The organism is Martinezella tropici (assembly GCF_003287875.1).
Classification (GTDB): Bacteria; Pseudomonadota; Alphaproteobacteria; order Rhizobiales; family Rhizobiaceae; genus Rhizobium; species Rhizobium tropici_C.
Map to the genome: position 1 here is coordinate 417,721 of NZ_QMKK01000054.1, position 22,234 is coordinate 439,954.

The window sequence follows — 22,234 nt, forward strand, 5'->3', positions numbered from 1 at the left end:
TTGGATTGACGAAGAGCTTTTCGCCGCCTAAATCATAAAGTCATCCGATGACTTGATGATAGTAGATCATGCGTGCCCTGACCAAAACCACTCTTGCGGACAATGCCGTCGAGGCCATTCGCGGCGAAATCATCGCCCGACGCTGGCTTGTCGGCGAAAAGCTCCCGAATGAAGCCTCGCTCTCATCCATGCTGTCGGTCAGCCGCGGCACGATCCGCGAGGCAGTGAGGGTGCTGGTCTCCCAAGGCTTTCTCGAGACGCGGCAGGGGTCCGGCACCTATGTTCGCTCGGTGACGGATGTCAGCCGTCCTTTGGATATGGCGCGTCGCGCCGGCTTGCGCGATCAGTTCGAGGCCCGGCTTGCGCTGGAGGTCGAGGCCGCACGGCTCGCTGCCTTGCGTCATTCGCCGGAAATTGTTTCGCAACTGCGCGCCTTGCTGATTGCGCGCGGAAACTATACCGGCGGTGACAAGGCCGCGTTCATCGAGCGCGACCTTGCCTTCCATAAGGCGGTCGTCGCGGCCTCACAGAACAGGGCGATGATCGAGCTCTACGAATTCTTCTCCCTTTCCATTGCCGAGACCATCGAGGCGACGCTCGGCGCGGATATTCCCGAGCCGGATATGCAGGCGCATATCGCGATCGTCGACGCGATCGAAACCGGCAATCCTGAAGCGGCCGATGCCGCCGTACGCCGCTTCATGGCGCCCGTCGTCGCTACTCTTGATCGATTGCTGATGTCATGACCATAACTTCACAAAATGCCGCCTCGCTCGAATTGATCGATGCCGAGGCCGATGAAATTCCCGTACCGCGGCCACGTGGAGGCAAATCGCCGATCGGCAGGTTTCTGCTGGGTGCAAGCCTCGTGCTCATTGCGTTCAATCTCAGACCGGTTTTCTCGAGCGCATCGGCGCTTCTGCCGGAAATCAGGTCCGCGCTTGGCGTTTCGGCCTTCGGTACCAGCATCCTCACGACCTTGCCCGTGGTCTGCATGGGGCTGTTTTCGCCATTTGCGCCAAGGCTTGCGCAGCGCATGGGAACCGAGCGTGTCCTGCTTGCGGTCATCTTCCTGCTTGCGCTCGGCACGGCGCTGCGCGGAGTTTCCTCCATTTCCCTGCTCTTCCTCGGAACGGCACTGACCGGCGCATGTATTGCCATCGGCAACGTGCTGCTGCCTGGGCTCGTCAAGCGTGATTTCCCGGACAAGGCCGCCCTGATGACGGGCTGCTATACGATGGCGCTATGCGCCGGCGCGGCAAGTGCTGCCGGGTTCACGCTTCCGATCGAGCATGCCCTCGGTGGATCGCTGGGTGGTGCGCTTGCGGCGTGGGCCGTGCCGGCCTTCGTGGTCGGACTTCTCTGGCTGCCGCAGGTGGTTCGAACGCGCAGCCAGGTCCGCCGCGCTGGTTTTCGTGTCACCGGCCTCTGGTCGGATCGCATCGCCTGGCAGGTAACGCTTTTCATGGGGCTGCAATCGGCACTTGCCTACTGCGTCTTCGGCTGGCTCGTGCCTATTCTGCGCGAACGCGGCCTTGACGGCGTGACCGCCGGAGCCATTGTCTCCGCCTCGGTTATGGTGCAGGCCGTTGCCTGCCTCGTCGCACCCCATATCGCCGTCAAGGGAAGGGACCAGCGCGCCATCAATGTCATTCTCTGCCTGGTCGCGGTCGCAGCATTGCTGGGCCTGCTCTTTGCGCCGCTTTGGACGGTCTGGTTCTGGGCCGTGCTGCAAGGCATCGGGCAGGGCGGATTGATCGCGGTGGCACTGACCGTCATCGTGTTGCGATCGCCCGACGCGCATGTGGCGGCCCATCTCTCCGGGATGGCGCAATTCGTCGGTTATCTGCTTGCCGCGATCGGCCCGCTCGTCGTCGGCACGATCCATGGCTGGACCGGGAGTTTTGCCTGGAGCTCCGTATTGTTCGTCCTGCTCGGCCTCGGCGCCGGTATCAACGGCTGGTTTGCCGGCCGCGCGATTACCGTCAATGCCAAGACAATCGAAATTCCGTGATCCTGCAGCGACTTGATCGCGCAATTATCGTCGAAGTGCGGACAGGGCGGATCACGCGAAGTGGCTCAAAACGTTCCTGGAGCATCTACAAGCGTGCGCGCAGCGATTTTCCGTTCGCAACGCGCTGGGAAATAAAAAGATAGGCGCGTACGCTTTTCGAAGAAACGCAGAACTACTCCAAATCAGCCGGTTTTCCGCTGCCGTCGAGCCGGCTCGGCAGCCGGCGCAATATCGGTCGCGTTCTTTGTATGGCCGAGGAGGGCTTTCTTCGCCAGCGTCGATCGTGTGGCTGCATAGGTGGCCGAGACCATCGGGTAGTCGGCCGGCAAGCCCCATTTCTTTCGATATTCTTCGGGTGTCAGGCCGTATTTGGTGTTGAGGTGCCGCTTCAGCGATTTGTACTTACCGCCGTCTTCCAGGCAGATCAGATATTCATCGGTAATGGATTTCTTGATCGGCACCGCCGGCTTCAGCGACTTTTCCGATGACAACGGCTCAGGTTGCCGAGAACCGGTAAGCGCGGCATATGTGTCTATGATGAGCCTCGGCAAATCTTCCGGCGCGGTCGCGTTGCGAAGAACGTAGGCCGAGACGATCTTGCTTGTCAGCTCAATAAACCTCTCGTGGCTGGCAGTATTTTCTCTTTTCATTTTCGGCCTCACGTCGTGTTTTTTTACTCATGTATCCAAAGTTGTTTTTACTTTCAATTAAAATAACGAGGGCCTCATGTATTCTGCGCATGTTATCATATTCGTAGTAAATAAGCTCACCGCTAAAGTTGAAATCTATTAATTTTTCATTTTGTTACAATATTTAAATTTTACTCTCGCCCCATGTAAAGCGACGTGCAATTGGACGGCTCGTCCGCCGTGAGCAACGCGTCTGCCGCCCATAGGCGAATAGGCGAACGAAGTTGTATTCCAGGCCAGGAATTTCCAGGAAATCGCCGAAGTTGCCCTCATTGTCTGGAGCCGATGAAATTCGACCTCATTGGCCCGCGGACACAGTCTGCTGCCGATAATGAGGAAGGATATGATGCTCGGTCAGGGGAGCCATAGCTATATGTCCCGGATTGTGGGGCGATACCCAGCGGATCTCCTCGATCTCTGCCGCTGCTGTGATTGCCGGATCGCCCACATGCAGCCGGAATATATCCGCGACGACAGTATGGTGCGGTTCGTTGGCTGCCGGCGCCTAGAAACGACCGAGGAAAGTCAGATCCTTCATCTCTGCCGCAAGGCCCAGTTCTTCGAGGAGTTCCCTGATCAGCGCCGTCTCTGGCGTCTCCTGCTGCTCCACCTTGCCACCGGGTTGCATGAAGGCAATAGTGCCGCGCTTGCGCACAAGCAATGTCTTCCCGTCCGGGCGCAGCACCAGAGCCGCCGCTATGCGTATCGTTTTTGTCATGATCTGATCGGATTCGCGGACGAGTTTCAACGCTCATAATGCCTGCGCATTGTTCCACGTCACATGCTGCTTCACGCTCCGATATGCTTGCCGTTACCGCTGCGTCAGATGCCGGCGGAAAAATGCGACGACAGCGGCGTTGAATTGTCTATGAAACGCGACGCGATCGAAGCCCGGCGCATCGGTGCAGGCATCCGACGACGGCCTCATTTCCGGGCAAGGTGTCAGAAACGACAAATGAACGGCATTGGGGACGACTCGAAAATCAGGTTTTTCCGGCAATAGCCGTGCAAGCGTTGCGACATTTTCAGGAGATGCTCCACCACCCCCTCCAAGCTCTGAGCCCCAAAGCTGAAGCGGAACTTTGACATCTTCCACGCTGTCCACGGTCGGGAAGACGATGCTCAGCGGGTCGGCTACAACGACTGCTTTGATGCGGGGATCGTGAGTTAGCAACTGTGGTGGCGGTTGTCGCCGGGGAGGCTGAACTTGACCAGCCGGCGGACAGCTGGCTGCTTTCGGATCTGAACAGCGTGGCGGCAGTTTGGTGAAATCCGGATTGGCGCCCGCAACGACGAGACCGGTATATCCGCCCTGGGAAAACCCGTAGAAGCCGATCCGCTGTGGATCGATCTTTCCCGCATAGGGAGACGCATCAAGCATGAAGTCGACGGTGCGCTTGATGTCGGCGGGGCGCTCGATCAATACGCCAAGACCGTTTGCCTGACTCATGTCGGCATGATTGGCATGCGGATGATTGATGGCGACGACAATGAAGCCAGAGTCGGCAAGCGCTTCGGCGGTATCGTGATGGCCGAGATACCAGCCGCCATAGCCATGCGAGATGATGATGAGTGGCAGTTCCTCGCCTGCAATTGGGCAATCCGGCGTTGCCGGCATTGCGAGAGCTCCGATCTTCACTTCTGCCGGAGGGCTTGTGCAAGGAGACCATATGGCGGCGTCGATCGCCGGATTGTCCGCATCACCTGATATGTGAATGAATTTCAAACCTGCCCCACATGCCGATGACGCGACAATAAAGAGCGCGGCCATGAGAGCAAGGCCAAAGCGGATCATCACAACTACTCCATTTAACCAGAGATACAGGCTGCGCGATGGCTGTGATGGCAAGGCATGTCGGTCCGTAGTCCAGACGATGACACGAAGAGGCATGTGCCGGTTGCGAAAGCCGTCCTAGCTACCTTGCATAAACAGATAGCTTGTTATATTCGTTCTGTAAAGCTGAGGCGTTCATGACTGACTCGATCCAAGTTCAATTGCGGAAGGGCGTGCTCGATCTTTGCGTCCTGGCCGTGCTCTCGCGGGGCGAAAGCTACGGCTATGAGATTGCGAGTACGCTGGTTGCGGCGGTGGGCATGGGCGAAGGAACGATCTACCCGCTGATGCGCAGGATGCAGAATGACGGACTGGTTGCGACCCGCATCGTCGAGTCGAGCAGCGGGCCGCCGCGTAAATATTATCGGCTCACGCCGCTCGGCCGCTCGATTTTCGAAGCCCATCGCCGCGACTGGCGCTCGCTAGCCGACGCTGTCGATAAACTTCTTGAGGATTCACCATGACCAGGGACGCTTTCTTACGCACGTTGAGGCTTGGGCTTGCGAGCCTGCCGCCGCATGAGATTGACGATATCCTGGCTGATTACGCAGCCCATTTTGCCGAATCCGAGGCTTCCGGCCGAAGCGAGGAGGAGGTTGCCGCAGCGCTTGGCGATCCGGGCAGGATCGCTCGGGAGCTGCGGGCGGATGCGGGGCTGCGCCGTTTGGAGGCCCACTGGAGCGTACCGAATCTCCTGGCCGCTATGATGGCCCTGGCCGGCCTTGCCATTGTCGATATTTTTTTCCTGCTGCCGCTGCTCTTTGCTGCGATCTTCGTCACGCTTGGCCTTGCGATTGCATTGGTGGCTGTCGGCGCCGTGGGTCTGAAGATCATCGTCACCACCGTGCTGTTCCACATCGGCCTGCCTTCCGTCGGCATGCTGGCCCGCCTGCTGATCGGTGCCGGCCTGGTGAGCTGCTTCGTGGGTGGCGGTGCTTTGCTGCTGATGGGTCTGAGTTTGGGCATCCGCATGCTTGGGCAATATGCTCGCCTGCATTTCCGCCTGGCTCAAGTGGACGAAAGTCGAGCTTGAGCACCGGACTGCGCATCGTTGGAGGAAATGGACAATGAACGGGAAATTGGCGACTGTCGCGACGACCGGACTGATTTGTGCATTCGTCTTTCTTACGCTCGGCACCGGGCTTTCCGGGCCGGATTGGGCCAATGCGGGGCGTTGGTGGGGTGGCATGCGATCCGGTTGCGAATCTGCGGCATCCGGCAAGCAGCAGGTCATCCTGCCTTTCAGCTCCAATGGCAGCCTGGCGGTCGATATTCCGGCCTCCGTTCAGTACCGGCCGGGCGGAAAGGCGGAGGCCGTCATCAGCGGTGATCCGGCACTTCTGGATCATGTACGCCTGCAGGGTGGCAGGCTGAGCCTGGATTGCGATCCGGGTTGGTCCAGCTCCAAATTCGAAGTCAGCCTGTCGGGACCGCTCGTCACCGATTGGAAGGTGCGCGGCAGCGGCGATCTTGCCCTGTCGCAGCTCGATCAGTCCGATTTGCGTTTGAGCATATCCGGAAGTGGCAGCGTCTCCGCCACGGGCAGCGCGCATACGGTCGATCTGGAGATTTCCGGCTCAGGTACCGCACGGTTGAAAGACCTGGCCGCCCAATCGGTGAAGATCAGGGTTCGGGGCAGCGGCGATGCTGAGGTTGCCGCTGCTGCCGATGCGGATATATCGATCAGCGGAAGCGGCAACATCGAGCTATATGGGCATCCAGTCCTGCGACGCTCGGAGATCAGAGGCAGCGGCCGCCTCGTGCAGGTGCCATAAACCTCTCCCGACGGCCTCCCCTTGGCCTCAGGCGACGCCGCCGAGGCAGACATATTTGATTTCGGTGAATTCCTCGATGCCGTAGCGCGATCCCTCGCGGCCGAGGCCGGAAAGCTTGACGCCGCCGAACGGCGCTTCGGCCGTCGAGATCAGGCCGGTATTGACGCCGACCATGCCGTATTCCAGCGCTTCGGCGACCCTGAAGACGCGGGCGAGATCCTTGGCATAGAAATAGGAGGCAAGGCCGAACTCGGTGTCGTTGGCCTGGGTAATGACATCGGCCTCGTCCTTGAAGCGGAAGAGGGGAGCGACCGGCCCGAATGTCTCTTCCTTGGCGACGGCCATGGCGGGCGTGATGTCGGCAAGGACGGTCGCCTCATAAAAGCGTCCACCGAGATGGTGGCGATGGCCGCCGGCAACGATGCGGCCTCCCTTCGAAAGGGCGTCGGCAACATGCTCCTCGACCTTGGCAAGGGCCGCCTCGTCGATCAGCGGGCCGAGATTGATGCCTTCGTCGAAGCCGTTGCCGGTCTTCAGCGAGCCCACAGCCTTAGAGAGCTTCTCGGCAAAGGCATCATAGACGCCGTCCTGAACATAGAGACGATTGGCGCAGACGCATGTCTGGCCATTGTTGCGGAACTTGGCGATCAGCGCGCCTTCGACGGCAGCATCGAGATCGGCATCGTCAAACACGATGAAAGGTGCGTTGCCGCCGAGCTCCAGCCCGAGTTTCTTGATGGTCGGCGCGCTCTGCTTGTAGAGTTCTGCGCCCACTTCGGTCGAGCCGGTGAAGGTGAGCTTGCGCACGACCGGACTTGCGGTCATCTCGGCGCCGATGGCGCGAGCCGAACCCGTCAGTACGCTGAAAAGCCCCTTGGGCAGACCGGCGCGTTCGGCAAGGACCGCAATGGCGATCGCCGAAAACGGCGTTTGCGAGGCCGGCTTCAAGACCATGGCACAGCCAGCGGCAAAGGCAGGACCGGCCTTGCGAGTGATCATGGCGTTCGGGAAATTCCAGGGCGTGATCGCCGCGACAACGCCGACCGGCTGCTTCATGACCAGAATGCGCTTGTCCTTCTGGTGACCGGGAATGATGTCGCCATAGACACGGCGGGCTTCTTCGGCAAACCATTCGATGAAGCTCGCGCCATAGGCGATTTCGCCTTTGGCTTCAGGCAGCGGCTTGCCCTGTTCGGCTGTCAGGATACGTCCGAGATCATCCTGGTTTTCCATCATCAGCTCGAACCAGCGGCGCAAGATACCGGAGCGTTCCTTGGCGGTGCGGGCGGCCCATTCCTTCTGCGCGGCTTCGGCTGCAGCAATCGCCTTCCTGGTCTCCGCAGCACCCAGATTGGGAACGAGGCCGATGATCTCGCCCGTTGCGGGGTTGTCGACCTTGATCGCGTTGGATGGATCGGCTTCGATCCAATCACCGCCGACCAACGCGGCCTGCCGGAACAATGTTGCGTCTTTCAAATTCATGATTGCCTCCTCGCGCTTCGAACGTTGATGAGGAGCGGGTGTTTTTCATCCGCTCCCAGGGGTAACGCTTAAGGCGCGATAATCGGCTGTGCCTTCAGGTCAGGCTCTGCCACTTCCGCACCGGCAACAGGCTATCATGTTCGAACCAGGATTTGGGAGCGGATACTCCGGCCGCCTGCCGACGGCCAAGCCTGAAACGGAATTCCATCCAGCGGCGGCCGTCCGATGAACGGATGGTTGCGACGAGGCGGCCGGTCTTGAGCGTTCAGCTCCTCCTGAACCGCGAGCGAAATTCGCGCGGCGTGCAGTTTTCCCGCTCGTGAAACAGCCGGGAGAAGTAGAACGCATCGTCAATGCCGACCTTGGCGGCGATGACCTCGATCTTGTCGTCCGTCGTTGCCAGGAGTTCCTTGGCATGATCCATGCGCACCCTAAGCTGAAAGCCTTTCGGCGGCAGCCCGACCTCCCTTGCGATCTTTCTGCGGAGTGTCGCGGGCAACATTCCATATTCGGCGGCGAAGGCGGCGATATCGAGCGGTTGCATCGCCCTGCGCCGAAGCGCCTCGACGATTTCGGCCATATCCGCTCCTTCCTGAAGGGAAGGCGTGGTCTGGCAGGCCTTTCGCGCCGCCAGGACAACGATCTGGTGGAGCGAAGCGGCCGCCGAGGCTCTCGCAAGGTTCGAATCCGCGAGCAGATCGCCGTGAATGCCGCCGAAAAGGCGCTGGATGCGATCGAGATTGCGCAGATTGATGAGCGGATCCTGCTCGCTGATGAGGCGCAGCCTCAGAAAGTCCCGCACCAGAGAGCCCTCGAAAAGCGCCCATCGCTCGTTCCAGCCATCAGCATCCGGGCCGTATGAGTGCTGGCGGTTTGGAAAGAGCCAGAAGAGGGCCGGGCCTTTCACGCTCCGGCGACCGCAAGCCTCGGTCTCGAGAAAGCCCTGGCCATTCTCTACGAGGACGACCGCATAGCACGGCAGCTTCCGTCCTTTGACGGCGTGCATTGCATGCTGTCTTCCACTGCCGGTGATAGCTAGCCCGCTGGCGGCCGCGAGTGATGATCGGTAGACGGCTTCCGTCGGTCTCATGATGAGCGAAAAGTCCAGTATGATTTCCGTCCATGTAATGGAACATCACTGACTGCTAGATTCAATGGGCAATCACATCGAGCGATAGGCGAATGAAATGTCTATTTCCATGCAGGCCGTGCAATCCGGCGAGCGCGAGCTCAATCTTGTCGCCAACGGAAAGGTTCTTTCCACCGCACCCGATCGGCTCGGCTATCTGACGCCGACTGATCCGGGCATCGGCGTTCAGGCAATCCGCAGCCTTTATGAAGAGAATGGCTATGTGTGGCTCAAGGGTTTCCTGCCGCGCAAAGACGTCATCGACTTTCGCGGCTGGGTTTTCGGTCATCTGGCGGCGACGGGGCTGATCGAGAAGGGAACGGATCCGAGGGATGGCATCGCGTCCGCTGTGGCGCCCGAAGGCGGTGATGTCGATCGCTGCCTGATGTCGCTGGTCCGTTCGGTCGCTTATGAGGGCTTCTGCGCGCAGCCTCGCATGTCGCGTTTCATGGACGAATTCCTGTCGGGCATTTCCTATCTGCACAAGCGCAAGATCATGCGCCATGTCCGGCCGGGAACGACGACGGCAACGCCTGCCCATTATGATCTCGTCTATCTGCGTGGCGGAACGAGCCGGATCGTGACGGCATGGATACCGATCGGCGATATCCCGATGGAAATGGGCGGCCTTGCCTATCTGGAGGGATCGCATGCCATCGGCGTCAAGATGGAGCGTGAGTTCAGCGAGCGGAACAAGGATCTCGGTCCCGAGGAGCGCGTGAGCGCCTATAACCGCAACATGACGGAGGGCGGCTGGGTTTCGAAGGATCTGCCCGAGATGGCGAAACGTTTCGATACGCGCTGGCTGGTCGCCGACTATGAGGCCGGCGACGTCATGCTCCATTCGCCCTTCATGATTCACGCCTCGACCACCAACCAGGACAGACGGCAACGGCTGCGTCTCTCCACCGACATCCGGTATCAGAATGTCGAGGACGAGATTGATATCAGATGGAACAACCATTGGACGCTCGGCGACATGCTGTGATCATGTCACCGGCGGCTTGCCGTTCACTGCCAAAGTCAAAGTGCAGACCGGGTAGCGTGCCTCACTCGTGACGGCCGAGGATGCGCTCGATTTCCTCGATCCGGTCGCGGCGACGCTTCAGGCGTTTGCCGATACGGCCGAACCAGCGTTTACGCTTCGTCGCCTCGCGGCTTGCCTGCAGCTGCTCGATGAAGATTTCGCTCGCAGGCTCATTTTCGAGCCGATCGAATATCCAGCAGAAGGACACGGGCAATTTCACGACTTTGAATTGCGGGTTCGGAGTTGCGGCATCTTCGGCAATGATCTGCTGGAGAACGAGCTGGTCCCACATGTCGGGCTTGGCAAGACATCCTTCCTGCCAGAGCTCGATGAGCCGCGCCGCCCCGGGCGTATCGTTGATGAGGATCGTCGCGCTGATGAGGCGCGCATTGCCTTCGTAATAGACCGCAAGGTCGCATTCGAGCTTACGAAGTTCCGGCCAGGGATTGCGATGGAAGACCGCGTCGACGTCGACGTACAGTATGGGTCCGCGCAGCCTTGCCCTCTCCTGCAGCAGGAAACCGGGTTTCAGGCCGGCATTCAATACCCAGCTACCAGCGCTGGGCACTGGCGTCGCCTGAACGCTCAGTCCGATACGCTTGGCGGAGTGGACCATGCGATCCTTCTCATGTTCGTAAAAACTGCCTTCCGTGAAGAAAGCGACGATCGGGCCATCGGCGATGGTTGACGTGGATCTGCGTTCGGCCAGATCTTGTTCTGCTGGAAATGGCACAATCAATGCACGCTGCTGCGCCGTCCAGGGGCGGATTTTACTGAGGATATTCAAGAGGCACCTTCAGAGTTGGTGGATTTCAATCGGATATCCGCCACCACAGCCCCCGGGGCGTTGCAGACAAGATTGAAGTTGAGATGAATTGAGCGCTTTGCCCGACCATTTTTGGAAACATCGCCTCCGGCATCCATACCGGATTGGCAAACTGTTTGATCTTCGCTAATCGATTGTCATGTCCGATAATGTCATCAAGTTTGAACGTCGTCCTAAGCCAAAGCCGCCGAGGCAAACGCCCCCTTGGCTCAAGCGTTTGCTGGCGATCCTGGCCGTCATCGCATTTTTCGTAGCAGCCTTTGCTTATTTCACGCTGAAGAGCGGCGCGTCCGGGCCGACTTTTTGATCATCTTACGATCTATGCGATCTCGAGCCGATTTCTTGATCGTCGTGGGAGCCGTCGCTTGATTGCAGAGCAAGCGCTGCGTAGCGGCCTGCAAGATTTTTCGTTGCCGACGAAGGGAAGTTTATTCCGCTATTTCAGGGCGTTGGCGAGAGTATCTCGTGCCTGCATAGCCCGGCCGCGGGTGGAAGTTTATCCTCGAGTTGCTATATTTCAGGGATGTTCATGGTCTGGCAAACAGGAAGAGGAGCAGGACATGACATTGACCTCGCAAGACGTCACCTCCGTACTCGGCCCTGTGGACGAGACCCTTATCGCCGAAATTGTTGCAACAGGCGCAACGCCGACGGAACTATCCGAGGCTTGGGCCTGGGTAAACAGCGATGAGGCTTTGATCGGCGAAGGCCGCCATCTGCCTGCCGGTAATGTGGCAGTCTTGGTGGATCTGCTTTCGGCCGATGAAGAGGAATGGGAAGAATAGGAGTTCATGCCATCCGGCCCGGGCTCTGGTGCGAGCCATGCCGCCCCGGTTGGCGCGGCATGGCTCGCAGTGATCCATCGCCTCTAAAGCTCGACTTTCACGTTCTCGCCCATGTCGGGCTTTGAATTTGAAACGGCGGCAGCGGCCATCTTGATGTAGCTGATGATCGTCCCGGGACTGTCCCAGTATTCGGCGAAAGAAGGGGTCACCTTCAAGACGCGGATGGAGGGATCGTCGACGCTGTGCCAGCGGGCCTTCGCACCCGTCGTCCAGAGATCCTCCACTCGTTCGCGGTCGTTGCTGACTTCCGCCGTACCGGATATCGAGACATATTTCTGGCCTTTCGTGTCGGCGAAGGCCAGGCAGACGTTCGGCCAGCGGGCGATCTCCTCATCCTTGTGGCCGGCGACATCCGTCAGAAAATAAATCGCATTCTCGATCGGTTCGGGATGTGCGGCCATCGGTCGGGCGCGCAGGCTGCCGGAGGTTTGAGTGGTCAGCATGCAGACGCCGATCTTCTCGACCAGTTCCCAAACGCGGGCGTTCTCATCGATATCCATAATGGCGATCTCCTTGAGTTTACTTTTAGCGTGGGTGGAGGATAGGCGCCCCGGCGCAATCTCAGGGCTGCTCGCGGGTGCCCGGTGACGCCTCGCGCTCGTCTGCGTCTTCAAGATCGCTTTTCACGATGAAGGCATCGTCGTGCTGACGCACCGCCTCCTTCGTGGCCTCGATATTGGGCAGGTCGTCGGGACCGCGCTCTTTGGCGTGCTCCGACGCGGCGTCGAGTTCACCTTTGGTCTGATTGGCTGCCGCAGGCCGGTGGCTGCGAGAGCCTGTATTGCGTTCAGCCGTTGTTTGGCTGTTTTCTCGTCGCGAATCCGTCATGTCGATTACCTTATTCGTCTGATTTGCAAGAGCTCGCGTCATTTCAAATGCAGCGCGGCCGAAATCTTCCCGGATGAAAGGTGTCCGGCCACACCAATCGAACCGTGCGACGGCCACAATGTTCCGCATTGGCGAGGGCGATGCCTTTCTTCGCGGCTAATGAAGGTCCCATCTCCTATCGGCGAGATCACGATTTGGCCGATATCGGGTCGAACGAGGGAACCTTGAACCCGAATTTGCGTCTTCCTACGTGAGGAGTAATCGAGGCTTCATGAGCTCGGTTGCCATCACGTCTATGAAGAGTGAGTAATCAAAATGGAAGATAAAACCAAAACCATCGAAGACCTCAGCATCGAAGAGCGCGAGGAAATTCTCATCAATGTCGCCCGAACGCTGGAAGGCACGGCGCTTGAGGCCCTTGTCGAGGGCAACAAGCAGTTTGCGGCGCTTTCCACCAACATGGCGGAAGCAATCCGCGTCAATGCTGACGAACTGGCCCGCGACGATCCCGAACAAGCCGAGGAATTGCTGCAGCAGGCTGTCGCAATGATCTCGCAGTTCAATGCTACTCATCCTTACCGGTTGATCAGCACGGCTGTTCACTGATCGGCTTGAAGACTCCAGTTCCCGTCTCGACACCCCGACCCGGAGAATTTCGATGTCAGAACTCATAGTGCTCGGTTTCGATAATGCCGACAAAGCGGACGCGGTTCTCAACCGCCTCGTCCAGCTCGAGAAGGAATATCTGATCGACCTCGAAGATGCGGTCATTGCCGTCCGCGACGAGTCCGGCAAGGTTCGTCTGAAGCAGAGCGTCAATCTGACCGCGGCAGGCGCTGCAAGCGGCGGCCTTTCGGGCGCCCTGTGGGGATCGCTCGTTGGCCTGCTGTTTCTCAATCCCCTTGCCGGCCTTGTGGTCGGCGGTGCAATCGGTGCCGGTTCCGGTGCTCTCGCCGGATCGATGGCCGATTACGGCATCGACGACGGGCTCATCGAGAAGCTTGCCGAGACCATTCCGGCGCAAAGCTCCGCGCTGTTCCTGCTGATCCGCAAGGTTCAGCCTGAGAAGGTGCTTGCCGAGTTCAAGGGCGAGCATGCAAGGCTGCTGCGCACCTCGCTTTCGCCCGAGCAGGAAGAACGCCTGCGGCAGGTTCTCGTCAGCGAGACGACTCCGACATCTGCGGCCTCCGCCACGGTTTGAGCTCAAAATCTGGTCTGTGACTATCGTCCAAGGACCGTGCTTCCGGGTAGGAAGCACGGCAGAAGACGCGGAATGGGCCGGTGGTTGCCGTTGGGCAGGCACCTTCCATATTATGTCGAATGCCGCCATCGTGAGCGCCGGTTCGCCGGGCGATCGGCGGCATTGCATCAAAGGGGAGGGGCAAGACCCAAACGGCCATTGTCAGCATACGTTTCCAGACGAAAAGTTGCGCGATGACCGAGCCCGCATCTCGCCAAAGCCAGCCTCCGTCAAAACCAAAAACATCCCTCGTTCAAACCCAGCGCGCAGCGGTGCAGGCGCTGCGGGTCATGATCGCCTGCACGATCACCTATGCCATCTCCCAGCTTCTCCACCTTCAGCAAGGTTATTGGGCTGTCTTCACCGTGCTGATCGTCATGCAGGCTTCGGTGGGCGCGACGGCCGGCATGGCTGTCGATCGCTTGGTGGCGACGGTCGCCGGGGCGATACTTGGAGGCATGGCGGTATTCGTGGCACCGCAGGATCCGCTCGCCATCGGGATCGCGCTGATCTGTGTCGTCGGCTTTTCGAGCTTCGTGGCAGCGCGCCTGCCTCGCCTGCGCAATGCCGGGCTGACGGCGGCGATCGTCATGCTCACTCATTCCGCCGCCGTTCCCGTCGAGATTTTCGTGATCGACCGCATTGCCGAGATTACGCTCGGCGGTGTCGTCGGCGTGCTCGCCAGCCTCTTCATCCTGCCGACGCGTTCGCGGACCGTGGTGCTCGATCGCTTCGGATCCGCCCTCGACCTCATGGCGCAGATATTGCGCACGCTTGCATCGGCGGTCGAAAAGGGCGAGCCGGTCTCCGCCTCGCAAGCCAATATCGCGCTGCGCCAATCCCTGATGGCGACGGAGGCGCTTTTGACCGACGCGCAGCGCGAACGCGCCTTCTGGCTGACGAGGCAGGGAATTTCAGAAGCCATCCCGCGCTCGCTCTGGCGAATTCGCAACGACATGACCTATGTCAGCCACATCGTGGAAACGCCTTTCCCGCCGGCGATCGTCGAAGCAATCGGGCCGCAGGCAGGGCAAGTGCTCGAGGCACAGGCCCGCTTCGCGGAAGCGTGCGGCCGGGCACTGCGTGACGGTGGCGAGATCGATCCAGAGATGCTTTCGGCCGGTGACGCGGCTTTCGAGGCCGCATTCAGCGCACTTCAGCGTTCCGAGGCGGCTCAATCGATGGATTTTAGCGAAACGGGCCGCCTATTCGGTCTCGATTTCACCTTGCGCCGCATACGTCAGAATTTTCTGGATCTTGCCGATCGCATTCGCGAGAGCAAGATCAGTTGAAGCGGCGAACCGTGTACCGACCTATTTCGGGACGCGTTAGCTGGTCTTGCGATGTAATCATCCGGAACCGATCACGCAGCGGCGTTCGCCTTCGCTTGAAAAAGCGAACAGCCGGCCCCAACGATAGAGCCGGCCATTGAATCATCGGATCTTAACGATCCGGGATCGGGATTACTTGTTGAGCGCATCCTTCAGCGCCTTGGCGGGCGTGAAGGCAAGCTTCTTCGATGCGGCAACCTTGATGGTTGCGCCCGTTCCCGGGTTGCGCGCTTCGCGCTCCGGAGTGTCCTTGACCTTGAATTTGCCGAAGCCCGGAATCGAGGTTTCGGCGCCGGAGGTGGCGGCTCCGGTGATGGCTGCAAAGACGGCTTCTACGATTGCCTTGCTCTGGACTTTGGTGAGCTTATGCTCTGCGGCAATCTTATCTGCGATTTCATTGGTAGTGGTCATGAGGCTTCCCCCGCATTGATGACGCCGGAATCATTTCCATTGCCGGTGCCTATTGTCACGTGGGGTCCTGCCCGGAAAGGCCGAGAATGCCTGCATTTCCACAATTTCCGACGTATTGAAGCCATTTCGGACGCTTTCCGCGGGTGATTTTCCAGTTGAAGAACAGGCCAGCAGCCAGCAGGTGAGCGGTCGGCGGCATCCGGGGGCGCCTGCGAATCTGCTGAAAAGTCCGGAATCGGCGGCTCCAGCGCGCCTTTTCGCCATGCGGATCCGGCCTGTGGCGGCGTAATCGAGGCTGGTCTTTCGCAGGGAGGGCCTATAGAGGCTTGCTCACGATGAAGGAATGGGACAGGCAATGGAACACGAGATCAAGATAGACAATCGTGGCGATTTCGGGCTTTGGGCGATCGAGGTCGCAAAGCAGATCATCAGCGATGAGGGCTTTGAGCTGGCAAGAGCCGCGCGTGACGGCACGGACGATGATGTCCGCGCCGCCGGCAATGCGCTCGGGCAGGCGATCACCAATGCGCTGATGGAAGTTTATGACGGTCTGACCGAAGGTGCGGATGAAGACTAGCATCGTCTCCGGAGGCTGCGGCCTGTCATCCGCATGCTCGCGCGATCGGCATGCTCAGGATTGAGCTTTTCAAGCTGCACCAACTTAAAATCGCACCTTACAATCATGAGCCGGCATCCCCATATAGAGGGCAAATTCGTCTTTCTGCCCTATGACAGGAGAGCCAATGTTCAGTGCAGTACCGCGTTTTGCCAAGATCGCAGCTATCGTCGTCCTTGCCGCCGCTTCGTCCGTAGCGACCTTTGACGCCGCCGATGCGCGTCGGGCTGGATCCAGCGGATTCGGAAGCCGCGGGATGCGTACCTTCGATACGCCGGCCATTACGAGGACAGCGCCCACGCAGGCAGCACCCATTGACCGGACGATGACGCAGCGGCCGCCGCAGCAGACGACGAGCCAGCCGCCGCTTGGCGCGCCACAGCGTCCAGGCCTTTTCGGCGGCTTCGGTGGGTCGATGATCGGCGGACTGATCGCCGGTGGCCTTCTCGGCATGCTGCTCGGCCATGGTTTCGGTGGCGGAATCGGCTTCCTCGGTATGCTGCTGCAGATCGGCTTGATCGTGCTGCTCATCAGCTTTGCCATGCGGTTCTTCGCAAACCGCCAGCGCACGCAATATGCAGCACCGGGATCAGGCACGCCCTACAATGTGAATCCGATGAACAATGCGAGCGCCTCGCAGCGTCCCTCCTTCTCCATCCCGTCTCTCGGTGGCGGAGCGGCGGCTGCGCAGAAAGCACGTCAAGCCAATGACGAGATCGGGTTGCACCAGGCCGATCTCGATCGCTTCGAGCATCTCCTGACCGAAATCCAGTCGGCCTATGGCAAGGAAGACTACGCCACGCTGCGCCGGCTGACCACGCCGGAGGCGATGTCCTATCTGGCCGAAGAGCTTGGGGAAAACGCGACGAATGGCGTGCGCAACAGCGTTTCCGATGTCCGCCTGCTGCAGGGCGATATTGCCGAGGCCTGGCGCGAGGATAACGCCGAATATGCAACGCTTGCGATGCGCTATTCGAGCATCGATGCTCTGGTCGATCGCACGACGGGAAAGCTCGTTGATGGCGACGATCGCAATCCTTCGGAAACGACCGAACTGTGGACCTTCGTGCGCAAGCCGGGTTCGGACTGGACGCTTTCAGCAATCCAGGGAACGGAACAGCACTAATCCTACGCAGCTTCCGCAAAGGGCCGCCCCACGAGGATCGGGGGCGGCCAGCCTTATCCGAAAACTGACTGTGCTCCCCGTTTGACCCTGGAGAGGTCGAGCAGATGTCGAGGACGATCGGCATCCGCCTTGACTCGCCAAATCCGTCCTCTAATGTGCTTGTGTGGAAACGTTACCACATCGGGAGGAAACAGATGAAATCGGCGCGGCTCAACCGCCTCTTCGGCGTGTCCGGAAATTGCTTCGATGTTGCCATCGATCATGGCATGTTCAATGAACGGACCTTTCTTTCCGGCATCGAGGATATGCGGACAGCGATCAAGGTCATTGCCGATGCCGCGCCCGATGCCATCCAGCTTCCGCCGGGCACTGCGCCGATCCTCCAGGCAATTCCCGGCAAACATCGGCCGGCTCTGGTGCTGCGGACCGATATCGCCAACATCTACGGCAATCCGCTGCCCTCGGCGCTGTTTTCCGAGATGATCGACCGGGGTGTCGAGCAGGCATTGGTATTGGATGCAGCCTGCGTCGTCGTCAATCTTCTGATGCTGCCTGACCAGCCGGAGGTTTATCGCGCCTGCGTGCGCAACGTGAACAGCCTGAAGCGCGAATGTGAGATTTACGGCATGCCGCTGATGGTCGAGCCGCTGGTCATGCAGGACAATTCCAAGGGCGCCTATATGGTCGATGGCGCGATCGACAAGATCCTGCCGCTGGTACGCCAGGCTGCCGAACTCGGCGCCGACATCATCAAGGCGGACCCCTGTGACGACGTGCAGGAATATCACCGCGTTATCGAGATCGCTCAGGGCTTGCCCGTACTGGTGCGAGGCGGCGGCCGCGTCTCGGATCAGGAAATTCTTTCCCGCACGAAACAGTTGATGGAGCAGGGCGCCCGCGGCATCGTCTATGGCCGCAACGTCATCCAGCACAGTAACCCCGCTGGCATGACGCGCGCCCTGATGGCGATCGTCCACGAGGAGGCTTCCGTCGAAGACGCCTCGCGGCATCTCGTCTGACGCATCCTGGGAGGAGGAAACATGAAGAAGGTATTTCGCTTCGGCGTCATCGGCTGCGGCCTGATGGGGCGTGAATTCGCAAGCGCTGCGGCACGCTGGCTGCATCTTGCCGACACCAGGGCACGGCCGGAAATCGTTGCCGTCTGCGATACCAATGCGGCACTGCTGGACTGGTTCAAGGACAATGTGCCGTCGGTCCGGCAATTCACCAACGACTATAAGGAACTGCTCGCCAATCCGGATGTCGACGCGGTCTATTGCGCCGTGCCGCATGTGCTTCATCAACAGTTTTACGTCGATATCCTGAAGGCCGGCAAGCATCTGCTCGGCGAAAAACCGTTCGGCATGGATGCGGCACAGAACCGCGAGATCATGGCGGTGCTTGCCGAGAATCCGAAGCTTCTGGTTCGTTGCTCGTCGGAAATGCCCTTCTTCCCTGGAGCGCAGAAGGTCATTGCGCTCGCTGAAAGCGGCGAGATGGGCGATATCCTCGAAGTCGAGGCCGGTTTCCTGCATTCTTCCGACATCGACAGGCAAAAGCCGATCAATTGGAAGCGCATGGCCGATATTAATGGCGACTATGGCTGCATGGGTGATCTTGGCATGCATGTGCTGCATGTGCCCCTGCGGCTCGGCTGGCGCCCGCAAACCCTCCATGCGCAGCTGGTCAAGAAGATCACCGAGCGCCCGGACGGCAAGGGCGGCATGGTGCCGTGCACGACCTGGGACAATGCAACGATCAGCACACGCGTCAGTGCAGGTGGCCAGGATTTTCCGATGGTGCTGAAGACGTGGCGCATCGCGCCGGGCGAAGCCAATAACTGGTATATTCGGATCCTCGGTATGAAGAAGAGCGCGTTCTTCACCACCAAGTCGCCGCGGCAATGGCAGTGGATGGACTATACCGGTGGCGCGCAGGCATGGAGCACCGAAGATTTGGGATACGGTTCGCTTTTCCCGGCGATAACAGGCAAGATCTTCGAGTTCGGCTTCGCCGATGCCATCCAGCAAATGTGGGCCGCCTTCGTCGACGAATTGGCAGGCGGAAACGCCAATGGCTTTGCCTGTGCGACGCCCGAAGAAGCGCAGGCGCATCACGCAGTGCTGACGGCGGCGCTGAAATCCGGCCGTGAAAATATCGTCGTACCCGTCGATTACGAAGGAGCGGCCGCCCGATGAAGCGCTCCGAAATCAACGAAGCGCTGCGGCGCGCAAGCAAAACCCTAGACCATTGGCGCTGGTCGCTGCCGGAATGGGGTTATTGGACTGCGGCGGATTTCGCCACCAATCAGGAGGCGGCGCGCTATTTGCGTGCCCATCAATTGGGGTGGGACGTCACCGATTTCGGCTCCGGCCGCTTTGCCGAATGCGGCCTCGTGCTCTTCTGCCTGCGCAACGGTATCGTCGGTGTCGAAGGCGAGCGGACCTATGCCGAGAAGCTGCTTTTCGTCGAGGAAGGGCAGATGACACCGACGCATCGTCATCAAGCCAAGATGGAAGACATCATCAACAGGGCCGGCGGTGATCTCGTCATCGAATTCGCCGCGACCGACGCGGAAGGCAATGTGCTGCAGGATGATGTCACCGTTCCGGTTGACGGCTTGCCGAGGAAGCTTGCCGTATGGGAGCCGCTGGTTCTCTCGCCCGGCCAAAGTGTCACGATTCGAACTGGGCTCTATCATCGGTTCTACGGCCGCAAGGGCGGCGGGCCTGTGTTCGTCGGCGAGGTCAGTCAAGTCAACGACGACAATACCGATAATTACTTTCTGGAACCGATCGGGCGCTTCGCCGCGATCGAGGAGGACGAGCCGCCGCTCAGACCCCTATGGAATGAGGCAGGTGGCTGATGCGGACCGGGGAGGAGGTTCAAGGCGGCGAAAAGAAAGACAAGGGAGGTATCGTTTGCGCGGGAAACTTCATCGTCGACCGCGTGCACACGCTGTCCTATTGGCCCGAGCAGGGTGATCTCGCCCATATCCTGCATCAGGATGTGGGGGTCGGGGGAGGGGCTGCCAATGTCGTCACCGACCTGGCCTCGCTCGGCTTTCCCGGAAAGCTCGCCGCCGCCGGCTGTATCGGCGCGGATATCGACGGAGAGATCGTCAAGACACGGCTTCAGAGCGCCGGCATCGATGCGAGCGGTCTGCGGCAGCTTCCGGACCACGCGACGGCGCACACGCATGTCATGAACGTGCCGGGGCAGAACCGCACCTTCTTCTATCATGGCGGCGCCAACGACGCGGTGACGGATGCGCTCGTCTCAGCCGGCGTCTTTGCGGATGCCGGCTATCGCTTGTTCTATCTCGGCTATCTCATGCTGCTGCCCGGTCTCGACACGCTCGATGCGGACGGCCGATCCGGGGCATCGCGCCTTTTGGAGGCCGCGCGCAATGCGGGCCTGACCACCTGCGTCGATTTCGTCTCCAGCGAAGATCCGGAGTTTGCGGTCAAGGTTGGCGCGGCGCTGCCATATTGCGATTTCCTTGTCATCAATGAAATCGAGGCGGGGCGGGCAACCGGCGTAACCGTACGCGACGGGAAGGGAGAGTTGATCGAAGCCGCACTTCTGACGGCCGGCGAGCGGCTGCTGGCGGCAGGCGTCGCCAGGGGTGCGATCATTCATGCTCCGGAAATCTGCTTCTGGTTTGCGCCTGGGCACTCGCCTATTGTTTGCAGATCGCGGCCGGTCGATCCGGCTGAAATCGTCAGTACGGTCGGCGCCGGCGATGCCTTCTGCGCCGCCGTACTTTACGGCCTGCATGAAGATTGGCCCGTCGAGCGCATCTGCGCCGCCGCCCATGCCGCCGCTGCCCGTTGCCTGGGAGGCGCGACCGCGACCGACGGCATCCCCGACATGGCAACGCTTCTGGAGGATGTGACGGCGATGCAGCATGCCTGCGTATGACGTGTCGGTTGCGAAGCGGTAACGCGTATCATTGGATGCTATGGTGCCGACGGGAGCGGCGCGATAGGATCAGGAAATTGAACCTTATGCTCGGAGGAGGAGAATGAGGGCAGTCCGTTTGGAAGCGATCGGATCCATGGCCATGCGCAATGTGGAAAAGCCGAGCGCCGGACCTGGAGACATCATCGTCCGGGTGCTGGCCGCCGGCGTCTGCGGATCCGACCGGCATATGTACAAGGGCGAATATCCGACTTCCATGCCTGTCGCGTTGGGCCATGAATTCTGTGGTCTCGTCGAGGAAGTGGGCGAGGGTGTTTCATCCTTCATGGGCGGTGAGCTCGTGACGGTGGACCCGAACATTGCCTGCGGTACTTGCCACGCCTGCCGGCACGGGCGGCCGAATCTCTGTGCCAATCTGAAGGCCATCGGGGTGACGCGGGATGGCGGCTTTGCAGACTATGTCGCGGTTCCCTGCGGCCAGGCGTTCACCCTGCCTCCCGATCTCAATCCCGTCCACGGCGCTTTTTGCGAGCCGCTTGCCTGCTGCATTCATGCCATCGACAAGGCGAAGATCCGCCGGGGCGATAGCGTCGCTATATTGGGCGGCGGCGTGATCGGCCTGCTCATGGTGCAGCTGGCCCGCCTGGCCGGCGCGGACCGGATCATCCTGATCACGAGACAGCTGTCGCGGCGCGAGGCGGCGCTGCGGCTGGGGGCGACGCTGGCCCTCGATCCGACGGCGACCGATGCCGTTGCCGCCGTCCGGGATGCGACCGGCGGTGGCGTGGATGTCGTCATAGAATGCGCCGGCGTTCCCGAAACGCTGCAGACCGGCGTACGGATGGCGCGGCGCGGCGGAGTCTTCGTCCTCTTCGGGGTAACGCCGGCGGGTCTCGAAGTGCCCGTTCTGCCGTTCGATCTGCTCGTCAACGAGGTCGAGATCAGGCCGGCCTATCTCAATCCCTTCACCCATTCCCGCGCGGCCGCCATGGTGGCGAGCGGTATTCTGGAACTGGATTCGCTTGTCACGAAGACCATAGGTCTTGAAGAGGTGGCGAGCGTGGTCGGCAGCGCACCATTGGCCGGTGAGATCAAGGTCATTGTCCGACCGTAAAAGCCGATTGACGGCGGTGCGCA

General features: G+C 60.1%; 27 protein-coding genes. 18 read left to right on the forward strand and 9 right to left on the reverse strand.

All coding sequences use genetic code 11. From position 1 onward, the window contains the following. The first annotated feature begins 68 nt into the window (after nt 1-68). Together DQ393_RS27240 and DQ393_RS27245 are read left to right on the forward strand one after the other, a co-directional pair. Nucleotides 69-746 (forward strand): FadR/GntR family transcriptional regulator, encoded by a 678-nt coding sequence (locus tag DQ393_RS27240; protein ID WP_112344796.1) that lies wholly within the window; start codon nt 69-71, stop codon nt 744-746. After that, a complete protein-coding gene (locus DQ393_RS27245; protein WP_112344797.1) occupies nt 743-2,014 on the forward strand; it encodes a CynX/NimT family MFS transporter in 1,272 nt (423 codons plus the stop codon). The genes DQ393_RS27240 and DQ393_RS27245 overlap by 4 nt, the downstream gene beginning before the upstream one ends. A 182-nt stretch (nt 2,015-2,196) precedes the next feature. On the opposite strand, the gene DQ393_RS27250 is transcribed toward DQ393_RS27245, so the two are convergent. The 3 genes from DQ393_RS27250 to DQ393_RS27260 form a co-directional block, all read right to left on the reverse strand. After that, the gene (locus DQ393_RS27250) at nt 2,197-2,664 is read right to left on the reverse strand and encodes a MucR family transcriptional regulator (RefSeq protein WP_112344798.1); all 468 of its coding nucleotides are present in this window, start codon (nt 2,662-2,664) and stop codon (nt 2,197-2,199) included. 544 nt (nt 2,665-3,208) lie between these two features. Then, nucleotides 3,209-3,421 carry an NUDIX hydrolase gene (locus DQ393_RS34230; RefSeq protein ID WP_348628029.1) on the reverse strand — a complete coding sequence of 71 codons (213 nt, stop codon included), beginning with the start codon at nt 3,419-3,421 and terminating at the stop codon, nt 3,209-3,211. A 93-nt stretch (nt 3,422-3,514) separates the two neighbouring features. Continuing rightward, a complete protein-coding gene (locus tag DQ393_RS27260; RefSeq protein WP_112344799.1) occupies nt 3,515-4,498 on the reverse strand; it encodes an alpha/beta hydrolase family protein in 984 nt (327 codons plus the stop codon). 176 nt (nt 4,499-4,674) lie between these two features. Here DQ393_RS27260 and DQ393_RS27265 point away from each other — a divergent pair, with 176 nt between their 5' ends. Genes DQ393_RS27265 through DQ393_RS27275 form a run of 3 tightly spaced genes read left to right on the forward strand, consistent with a single transcriptional unit; the run spans nt 4,675 to nt 6,312 of the window. Next, entirely contained in the window at nt 4,675-5,001 is a 327-nt protein-coding gene (locus tag DQ393_RS27265; protein WP_112344800.1) for a PadR family transcriptional regulator, read from the forward strand. Then, nucleotides 4,998-5,570 (forward strand): DUF1700 domain-containing protein, encoded by a 573-nt coding sequence (locus tag DQ393_RS27270; RefSeq protein WP_112344801.1) that lies wholly within the window; start codon nt 4,998-5,000, stop codon nt 5,568-5,570. The genes DQ393_RS27265 and DQ393_RS27270 overlap by 4 nt, the downstream gene beginning before the upstream one ends. Before the next feature lie 34 nt (nt 5,571-5,604). After that, nucleotides 5,605-6,312 carry a GIN domain-containing protein gene (locus DQ393_RS27275; RefSeq protein ID WP_112344802.1) on the forward strand — a complete coding sequence of 236 codons (708 nt, stop codon included), beginning with the start codon at nt 5,605-5,607 and terminating at the stop codon, nt 6,310-6,312. A 27-nt stretch (nt 6,313-6,339) separates the two neighbouring features. On the opposite strand, the gene gabD is transcribed toward DQ393_RS27275, so the two are convergent. Then, nucleotides 6,340-7,794: an NADP-dependent succinate-semialdehyde dehydrogenase gene (gabD, locus tag DQ393_RS27280; protein ID WP_112344803.1), complete on the reverse strand. Its 1,455-nt coding sequence runs from the start codon at nt 7,792-7,794 to the stop codon at nt 6,340-6,342. A gap of 265 nt (nt 7,795-8,059) precedes the next feature. After that, nucleotides 8,060-8,884, reverse strand: a complete 825-nt coding sequence (locus DQ393_RS27285) for a helix-turn-helix transcriptional regulator (RefSeq protein ID WP_112344804.1) — start codon at nt 8,882-8,884, stop codon at nt 8,060-8,062. Between the two features lie 97 nt (nt 8,885-8,981). Here DQ393_RS27285 and DQ393_RS27290 point away from each other — a divergent pair, with 97 nt between their 5' ends. Next, nucleotides 8,982-9,911, forward strand: coding sequence for a phytanoyl-CoA dioxygenase family protein (locus DQ393_RS27290; protein ID WP_112344805.1), 930 nt, complete (start codon nt 8,982-8,984; stop codon nt 9,909-9,911). Nucleotides 9,912-9,972: 61 nt separating this feature from the next. On the opposite strand, the gene DQ393_RS27295 is transcribed toward DQ393_RS27290, so the two are convergent. Next, nucleotides 9,973-10,737 carry a putative nucleotide-diphospho-sugar transferase gene (locus DQ393_RS27295; protein ID WP_245430470.1) on the reverse strand — a complete coding sequence of 255 codons (765 nt, stop codon included), beginning with the start codon at nt 10,735-10,737 and terminating at the stop codon, nt 9,973-9,975. A 178-nt stretch (nt 10,738-10,915) separates the two neighbouring features. On the opposite strand from DQ393_RS27295, the gene DQ393_RS33570 reads away from it, so the two are divergent. Both DQ393_RS33570 and DQ393_RS27300 read left to right on the forward strand, forming a co-directional pair. Continuing rightward, a complete protein-coding gene (locus DQ393_RS33570; RefSeq protein ID WP_169643241.1) occupies nt 10,916-11,083 on the forward strand; it encodes a hypothetical protein in 168 nt (55 codons plus the stop codon). A gap of 253 nt (nt 11,084-11,336) precedes the next feature. Next, nucleotides 11,337-11,561, forward strand: a complete 225-nt coding sequence (locus DQ393_RS27300) for a hypothetical protein (protein WP_112344806.1) — start codon at nt 11,337-11,339, stop codon at nt 11,559-11,561. Between the two features lie 83 nt (nt 11,562-11,644). Here the strand turns inward: DQ393_RS27300 and DQ393_RS27305 are convergent, their stop codons facing one another. Both DQ393_RS27305 and DQ393_RS27310 read right to left on the reverse strand, forming a co-directional pair. Then, on the reverse strand, nt 11,645-12,121 hold the full coding sequence (locus DQ393_RS27305) for a pyridoxamine 5'-phosphate oxidase family protein (RefSeq protein ID WP_210260438.1): 477 nt from the start codon (nt 12,119-12,121) through the stop codon (nt 11,645-11,647). A 61-nt stretch (nt 12,122-12,182) separates the two neighbouring features. Next, on the reverse strand, nt 12,183-12,449 hold the full coding sequence (locus DQ393_RS27310; RefSeq protein ID WP_145644288.1) for a hypothetical protein: 267 nt from the start codon (nt 12,447-12,449) through the stop codon (nt 12,183-12,185). 315 nt (nt 12,450-12,764) lie between these two features. Here DQ393_RS27310 and DQ393_RS27315 point away from each other — a divergent pair, with 315 nt between their 5' ends. The 3 genes from DQ393_RS27315 to DQ393_RS27325 all read left to right on the forward strand — a co-directional run bounded on the left by DQ393_RS27315 (nt 12,765) and on the right by DQ393_RS27325 (nt 14,981). Beyond that, nucleotides 12,765-13,055: a hypothetical protein gene (locus DQ393_RS27315; protein WP_112344808.1), complete on the forward strand. Its 291-nt coding sequence runs from the start codon at nt 12,765-12,767 to the stop codon at nt 13,053-13,055. A 52-nt stretch (nt 13,056-13,107) separates the two neighbouring features. Continuing rightward, nucleotides 13,108-13,650 carry a DUF1269 domain-containing protein gene (locus DQ393_RS27320; RefSeq protein ID WP_112344809.1) on the forward strand — a complete coding sequence of 181 codons (543 nt, stop codon included), beginning with the start codon at nt 13,108-13,110 and terminating at the stop codon, nt 13,648-13,650. Between the two features lie 233 nt (nt 13,651-13,883). Then, a complete protein-coding gene (locus DQ393_RS27325; protein WP_112344810.1) occupies nt 13,884-14,981 on the forward strand; it encodes an FUSC family protein in 1,098 nt (365 codons plus the stop codon). A 171-nt stretch (nt 14,982-15,152) separates the two neighbouring features. Here DQ393_RS27325 and DQ393_RS27330 read toward each other — a convergent pair whose 3' ends face one another. Further along, complete coding sequence (locus tag DQ393_RS27330) at nt 15,153-15,431, reverse strand: HU family DNA-binding protein (protein WP_112344811.1); 279 nt, start codon at nt 15,429-15,431, stop codon at nt 15,153-15,155. Between the two features lie 355 nt (nt 15,432-15,786). On the opposite strand from DQ393_RS27330, the gene DQ393_RS27335 reads away from it, so the two are divergent. From DQ393_RS27335 to DQ393_RS27365, 7 genes are all read left to right on the forward strand, one after another. Continuing rightward, nucleotides 15,787-16,008, forward strand: a complete 222-nt coding sequence (locus tag DQ393_RS27335; RefSeq protein WP_112344812.1) for a hypothetical protein — start codon at nt 15,787-15,789, stop codon at nt 16,006-16,008. A gap of 166 nt (nt 16,009-16,174) precedes the next feature. Continuing rightward, nucleotides 16,175-17,173: a Tim44 domain-containing protein gene (locus tag DQ393_RS27340; protein WP_112344813.1), complete on the forward strand. Its 999-nt coding sequence runs from the start codon at nt 16,175-16,177 to the stop codon at nt 17,171-17,173. 194 nt (nt 17,174-17,367) lie between these two features. Continuing rightward, nucleotides 17,368-18,192 carry a class I fructose-bisphosphate aldolase gene (locus tag DQ393_RS27345; RefSeq protein ID WP_112344814.1) on the forward strand — a complete coding sequence of 275 codons (825 nt, stop codon included), beginning with the start codon at nt 17,368-17,370 and terminating at the stop codon, nt 18,190-18,192. 21 nt (nt 18,193-18,213) lie between these two features. Continuing rightward, a complete protein-coding gene (locus DQ393_RS27350) occupies nt 18,214-19,371 on the forward strand; it encodes a Gfo/Idh/MocA family protein (RefSeq protein ID WP_112344815.1) in 1,158 nt (385 codons plus the stop codon). Next, on the forward strand, nt 19,368-20,039 hold the full coding sequence (locus DQ393_RS27355) for a D-lyxose/D-mannose family sugar isomerase (protein WP_112344816.1): 672 nt from the start codon (nt 19,368-19,370) through the stop codon (nt 20,037-20,039). Before DQ393_RS27350 ends, DQ393_RS27355 begins: the two co-directional genes overlap by 4 nt. After that, complete coding sequence (locus tag DQ393_RS27360) at nt 20,039-21,097, forward strand: carbohydrate kinase family protein (protein WP_112344817.1); 1,059 nt, start codon at nt 20,039-20,041, stop codon at nt 21,095-21,097. Before DQ393_RS27355 ends, DQ393_RS27360 begins: the two co-directional genes overlap by 1 nt. A gap of 103 nt (nt 21,098-21,200) precedes the next feature. Beyond that, entirely contained in the window at nt 21,201-22,211 is a 1,011-nt protein-coding gene (locus DQ393_RS27365) for a zinc-dependent alcohol dehydrogenase family protein (protein ID WP_112344818.1), read from the forward strand. Nucleotides 22,212-22,234: the final 23 nt, after the last annotated feature.